Raw genomic sequence first — 6000 nt, 5'->3', positions numbered from 1 at the left:
GCTACACCTTCGACAAAGAATGCAGTCAACAGGGGCGATAGCGCATAAAGGACAATGAGCAATAGCGATATGACGAAGTATCTCATGGAAGGTATCCAAGGGGACGGCCGCTCTCCTCGTAGCTTGGGTCGTAGGCCAGCGCAATGGTCGTGTGTTGGCGCACGATTGTCATGTCGCTTCACGTGGTGGCATCTGATCCGACTACATGTCAAATTTTACGGGATTTTATACAGAAATCTTGAATGGTGACCTAGTAGCAACGGGCAAAATGAAAGGTTCATCAATGCCCACTTTAGATCCAGAGTATACGTTCGCCATAATGATGATCGGGGCATATACGTGCCTATACGTAGAAAAGATTCCACCGTCCCCGAAGGATGGAATGTGGAAAGAATTGAAGAGCAACTTTTGGGAGGTTACCCTAAAGTTTGCACTTCTTGCCTCCGCTATTCTAATCAGTAGATGGGTCCCTATTGGCGAAGGCAAAAAATTACTTATAGTCTTCGTTACTCTTTTAATCGCGTTTATCGTTTCTAAAAAGTTCAAGCTCCATAACCTTGAAATAGCGGTTGTAAAAGCCGCTGCGGGTGCCGGCGCACTCTACTTCTTTTGGATGGCACCCAGTCTCCAATGAGATTTACGTTACGGGTTACCGCAGAGTTCAAGATAGTGGTTGCTGATTACTGTAGGCGCCACGCTCTACATCCGCATCTGTCTGTCCACGGGGTTCCCGATAGGCAAGTTGCTCTCGTCGCCAATACTTAAAGAGTTGTGGATATCGCTTTCGTGCAATTTCAACGTGATTAGCGGCGTGTTCGAATGTGGGCATGGAAAACAGCATTGACGTCTTTGGCAGCGACCGGCTCAGCTACATCCACTACACGTCAGCAGAGAATGCCCTGAACGTCTTCCGTAGTAGGCAGATGCGGATGCGTAATGTGCGTGTGATGAACGACTTGCACGAGGTGACACATGGCGTTTCTATGGTCATGTCGACACTCAACGCGCTTAAGTTCGCCACAAAGACACCCATTGAGACAGGCCTCGCGGCAGTAGTTCGTGAAGTTGATGAGATTTTTCCTGGGCTGGCGGGACGCGGAAACGACACGTTTCTGGCCTGGCGATTCCACATCGAAAACCAGTCGTATGTGGCTTGCCTTTCTGAGCACATGCCGGACGAGGATAACATCGGTCGGCTATTTATGTGGCGTAACTATACCGGTCAGCAGATCGGGGTAGGAGTCGTCATAAATCCAATCCCTTTCAAGAACACGCTCGATGACTATGGGGCGATTTCAAGCCCAGTCCAATATTTCGACGGGGAGCGGGTCAACGTGACACTCCATGGGGTCGCTGAGGAAATCCGCGCCAGCGCTCAATTCCTCAGCACCTGCAATCAGCAGGACGTTCTCAGCGCATACTTCCACCTGTTGCGCTCCCTCTGCCTCGCCACCAAGCACCCTGGCTTCAGAGAAGAGCGCGAGTGGCGAATATATCATACCCACGGCATGGACAGCATGACTGGACTTAGCACAGCGATTGTCTCGCCTGGCGGTGTTCCTCAGCGCATCAAGAAGTTGGAATTTAAGAACAATTCTGAGAAAGGTATCACAGGCATCTCCCTACCGGAACTGATCGACCATGTGATAATCGGGCCATGTCAGACACCGCTGATCGTTGGAGAGGCTATCGCTGCTGAGCTTGAAGCACTTGGCGTCACCGATATTCAGCGCCGTATCCGATACTCAAATATCCCTATCCGGACCTGAGGCCAAAGGAAAATCGCTGAGCTGAGCGAACCAGTGGGGCGTGCCCATAGTGTGGCTCTAACCAACCTAGGCGCCGCTCTCGAAGATCAAGGCATATTAGCAGATAGATGAAACTCTTGCCTACCCAAGGCAATTTATGGCGGAGAGGGTGGGACTCTCCGCCAATTAAGCCCGCGATACCTGAGAAACAAGGGTTTCTCGTAAGCCTCTGCTCCCGTTCGGGAAATTACGATACCCGCAGGTGTACCACACGCGACACCCGGATCTCAAGGACCTTATTTTCCGACGTCGTGATGAGGCCTGAAACTTCCCGATCGGGGTGATTTGGCAGTCTGTTGCTGTCTGCTTCCCGATCGGTAAGGATCACATTGATCTTGAATAAATCTTCCTGTACGGTAAGCTACTTCAGGAGACGTTCGATGTTCAGATCCGCACGCGATTTCGGCGCCGCCGTCAGAGAAAAACGTAAGGCGCTTGGCTGGACGCAGACCGAGCTTGCCACCCGGTCCGGCACGGGTGAGCGTTTCATCGTCGAGCTCGAATCCGGTAAGCCAAGCTGCCAGCTTGAAAAGTCCCTGATCGTGGCGCGCACTGTCGGCATTGAGATCGGCGATCTTAGGACGGTCCAGGCAACGGCGACCTCGCCTGACGATGACCTGAGCTTCCTACCAACCTTCGGGGAAGGTCGATGACGACGATCTTCTACGAAACTTTCCCCGTCGCCCACCTGACCTTCGGCAGCGAGTGGCGACTGGACTATGATCCGAGCTGGGAGGCGCGCCGTTCGGCCTTCCCGGTATCGCTCACCATGCCGCTCCGTTCAGGCCCGATTGCTGCCGACAGGCTGCTGCCCTGGCTCGCCAACCTGCTCCCGGAAACCCATCTCGTCGAAATCGGCCAGCGGCTGAAGGTGTCACCCCAGGACATCGTCGGCCTGCTCGGTCACATCGGGCGGGACACGGCCGGCGCGTTGTCGATTGGTGCTCCGCGCAAGCCGGGTATTCATCTCCAGCCCGTGCCGGATGCGGGGGCACTTGAGCGCATTCTGGACGAGCTTCCGGCAAAACCTTTCCTGGCCGGCGAACGCGGCGTCTCCATGTCTCTCGCGGGCGTGCAAGAGAAGCTCCCGGTCTTCGTGGGTGAGGGCGGTGCCATCTCCATTCCGGTCGATGGGACGCCCTCGACCCATATTCTGAAGCCGGACTCAAAACGGCTTGCGGGCAGCGTCGAGAACGAAGCTTTCTGCCTTGCCCTCGTACGCGCCTGCGGGCTGGAGGCTGCCGAAGCGACGATCGGTGTCGCGGGCAAACGGCGCTATCTGCTGGTGAAGCGCTATGATCGCTTCACCGATCCGCAAGGCGAGATCCGTCGGTTGCATCAGGAAGATCTTTGCCAACTCACCGGCCATTTCCCCTCGCAGAAATATGAGCGTTCATCCACCGGACGCGGCGTCACCCTGAAAATGATGTTCGACGCCGTCAGCAATCTGGTTTCGCCGGCCGCGCGTGTGACGCTTCTTGATGCGGTGATCTTCAATGTGCTGATCTGCAATTCGGATTCGCACGCCAAAAACTATTCCGTTCTGATCGGCGCCGCCGGATCCGCAAAGATGGCACCGCTTTACGATCTGATGTGTGCGGCGGTGTACCGCCAGGTCGATCAGAGTTTGCCGCAGGGGATCGCTCGTCGGTTCAGTGCCCTGGATCTACGGCGAGCGGATTGGCTGGTGGTGGCTGGCGAACTCGGACTTAGCGGCGCATCGACGCTGAGGCGCATAGAGGAGCTTGCTGAGCTTGTCAGCGCCACGTGCGATGACGTAGCGCCTCAAGTCGCGGCTCTGGCTGGCGATCCGGCGAGAGTCCTGGAGAAGATCGTTCACTCCATCCGAAAGCGGTGTTGGCGTATTCAGACGCAGGCGCGCGGGTAAAGAGACGCTGGTCAGGGCGGAAATTATTTCCGCTTCGCGCTGCCATTCTGGAGATTCGGTCTGGGTATGATTTTTCCAGAAGCGAACACTCGCCCAGGGAGGACCATATACAAGACAACGATCAACCAATCTCTTGCCCTCCCCAACGTGCATCATGTTGCGCTGGTACGGCGATGCGCCGGCAGATGGTCGATTATCGTCTGTTGCAAATCCGGCTCCCAGAAGTAGTAGATGCGAAGACAGCGCTTCGGGTCGTGGCTGTTTCCGCCATTCTTCACATGCTGATCCACCTCGTAGCGTCGTCCCTGCCAGACGGTCTCATAGGTATCCCCGCCGCAGTAAGCGTTCAGGATCCCCGGCTCAATCACTTCATCGCGGGTGCTTCCCCCTCCATTTAGTCGACGCAGATGTTGATCCGTTGCAAGCCAATTTATGGCTCGAGCTACAGTTTCTACATCCTCAAAATCTGGATTTCTAACAAGCCGCCGAGCAGCCGGCGTCAGAACGACACGGTCAGGAAAGGTTTGATCAAGCCAGTCGGAAAACTCCGACCATTTTTGCGGAAGGGGCTGTTCAGCGGTCGGTGCATCGCCTCCCTGTGAGAGCGCGTCCTGCAACTGCCTTATCTTGAAGACCAGCGATCGGTTTTCTTGTTCTGCAGCCTTTGCACGATCTTCGGCGACTTCAACCTCGGCAACGTAATCACCTATTTCTTTGTCTTTCTCGGAGAGCTGCTTTTCGAGGCCGTCAATCAGTTCTTGGGCTAGCGCCAGAAGCTCAGCATCGGGTGCCTTCTGCTCAGCAAGACTGTCTTTGCGCAAACGGCGGCTTGCGGTCCGAACGGCGGCGAATTCGACAACATCCTTACCCAGTCGCGTTGATGAAACGCTCAGATCAGCCACGACGCGGCGGAGCCAAAGACCACAGTTGGCAGCGTTTAGGCTATCTTGCAGCCAAGTCGCCAAGAACAAGCGATGGCTATAAGGATCGTCGGCACTCGAGAAACCGGGGAGATAGGCTCGGACAGCGCCGTCAAATACAGACCGAAACTTGCCGAAGCGCGCTGTTAGAAGCCATGTCAGCTCTTGCGGGATACGAACCACCTGCGCAAGTCCGGTCAATGCGCGTGCCACCTCGGTATCGTTGATCAGTGGCGCGCTGCATTCTCCCCCTGGAAGCGTCACGATAATGATAGGCAGGCGGCGTTCCGGATCTTCGAGGTGATCGCACAGGTCTCGCACTTCATTTTCACTTCGAAGTGTGCGCGGAGTATCAACGACTGTCCTGCCGCCTCGAGTCAGCCCCGGAGCAGTTGCGATTTGCAGAACTAGCCCCGGCACATGATGTTCGACAGTAAGTTCTGGCTCAGCGGTGCTAACAATCAACCTGATGCTTAGATGCGGGCGCTTGCCGATCTCGCCGCCGATGACAATCTCGTTAGTCCAAACCCGTCCAGGTATATTTTCGTCGGGTACTTCGGCACGTAAGGCCCACAGATCGGCAGACTCGGTCAAAAAACGAACCGCTGTGCTGTTTCGTCCCCCCACCACGAGTTCGAAATCAGCATGTTCCCATGCTTCTCTGGGAAAGGTTCCGCCAGCGCGCTTGCGTGAAGATGCCCATTTCAGAACGGCGTTTCGCGCCGCATTGGCCGATGCGGCAAAATCGTCCCCGTCCAGAAGAGTTGCTAGTCGCAAGATCTCGATGTCGCGAACCGGACCATGTACGCGTTTGGCGAGGGGAGAAAGGGCTTCAGAAAAGTTCGTTGCCACAGAATACCATCTCCCATATTGGTTCAATCGCGTCGTACCCGCTTGGCTCTCCGTGGGGCTAAGCGGGCTCATCAGATGTGTTTAAGAAGGGCTCGAATTGATTGCGATCCCCCTGTATGATGACTTCTGTCAGCTTCTGTGGTCAATGGCTTTCGCTCAATTTTTGCGCGAACGTCGAGCTGATGTTGAAAGACCTCCGCAAGTTTGATGACAGGGAGAAAGCTTAGTGCCAGACGAAGGCCGCTTCCTGGAAGCCGCGTTGCGGCGGCACAATTAGAAATCGCAAATGGCCGAAAGGGTTAATGCGACCTACGCGTCTGAGTGCCAGTTTCGGCAGATTGATGCCGGAGAAACGGCAGCCCCCTCACGGCCCCGTTGCGGAAACGATCTCCGCTGCGCGCCCTCCATATCGGCCTTTCAGCATATTCTGTCGTTTGCCGAAGCCCGCAGGCCTGTTCGCTTAGTCTGCAAAGCTCCTTCATAACGTGTGCTCAGGCAGAGTTTGTTTTCATTCAAAAGCGGACGTCCAAGA

Annotated in this window: 5 protein-coding genes; 4 read left to right on the top strand and 1 reads right to left on the bottom strand. The window is 55.4% G+C overall.

Annotated elements, in window-relative coordinates; translation table 11 throughout:
- The first annotated feature begins 205 nt into the window (after positions 1-205).
- From BLU28_RS25180 to BLU28_RS25165, 4 genes are all read left to right on the top strand, one after another.
- Positions 206-634 carry a hypothetical protein gene (locus tag BLU28_RS25180; RefSeq protein WP_139190436.1) on the top strand — a complete coding sequence of 143 codons (429 nt, stop codon included), beginning with the start codon at positions 206-208 and terminating at the stop codon, positions 632-634.
- Positions 635-827: 193 nt separating this feature from the next.
- Positions 828-1769 carry a DUF2971 domain-containing protein gene (locus BLU28_RS25175; RefSeq protein WP_077987190.1) on the top strand — a complete coding sequence of 314 codons (942 nt, stop codon included), beginning with the start codon at positions 828-830 and terminating at the stop codon, positions 1767-1769.
- A gap of 419 nt (positions 1770-2188) precedes the next feature.
- Positions 2189-2461 (top strand): helix-turn-helix transcriptional regulator, encoded by a 273-nt coding sequence (locus tag BLU28_RS25170; RefSeq protein WP_077987191.1) that lies wholly within the window; start codon positions 2189-2191, stop codon positions 2459-2461.
- Positions 2458-3696, top strand: coding sequence for a type II toxin-antitoxin system HipA family toxin (locus BLU28_RS25165; RefSeq protein ID WP_077987192.1), 1239 nt, complete (start codon positions 2458-2460; stop codon positions 3694-3696). The genes BLU28_RS25170 and BLU28_RS25165 overlap by 4 nt, the downstream gene beginning before the upstream one ends.
- A 152-nt stretch (positions 3697-3848) precedes the next feature.
- Here the strand turns inward: BLU28_RS25165 and BLU28_RS25160 are convergent, their stop codons facing one another.
- Positions 3849-5468 (bottom strand): hypothetical protein, encoded by a 1620-nt coding sequence (locus BLU28_RS25160; RefSeq protein WP_077987193.1) that lies wholly within the window; start codon positions 5466-5468, stop codon positions 3849-3851.
- Positions 5469-6000 lie beyond the last annotated feature (532 nt).

The organism is Agrobacterium pusense (assembly GCF_900102105.1).
Taxonomy (GTDB): Bacteria; Pseudomonadota; Alphaproteobacteria; order Rhizobiales; family Rhizobiaceae; genus Agrobacterium; species Agrobacterium pusense.
Note: the sequence above shows the minus strand (reverse complement) of the source record. Positions and strands in the feature narration are given on the sequence as shown.

What these genes read in the sequence shown, in the direction of transcription:
- BLU28_RS25180 (WP_139190436.1), top strand. Translation starts at nt 206, where the DNA reads ATGTCAAATTTTACGGGATTTTATACAGAAATCTTGAATGGTGACCTA.
- BLU28_RS25175 (WP_077987190.1), top strand. Translation starts at nt 828, where the DNA reads ATGGAAAACAGCATTGACGTCTTTGGCAGCGACCGGCTCAGCTACATC.
- BLU28_RS25170 (WP_077987191.1), top strand. Translation starts at nt 2,189, where the DNA reads ATGTTCAGATCCGCACGCGATTTCGGCGCCGCCGTCAGAGAAAAACGT.
- BLU28_RS25165 (WP_077987192.1), top strand. Translation starts at nt 2,458, where the DNA reads ATGACGACGATCTTCTACGAAACTTTCCCCGTCGCCCACCTGACCTTC.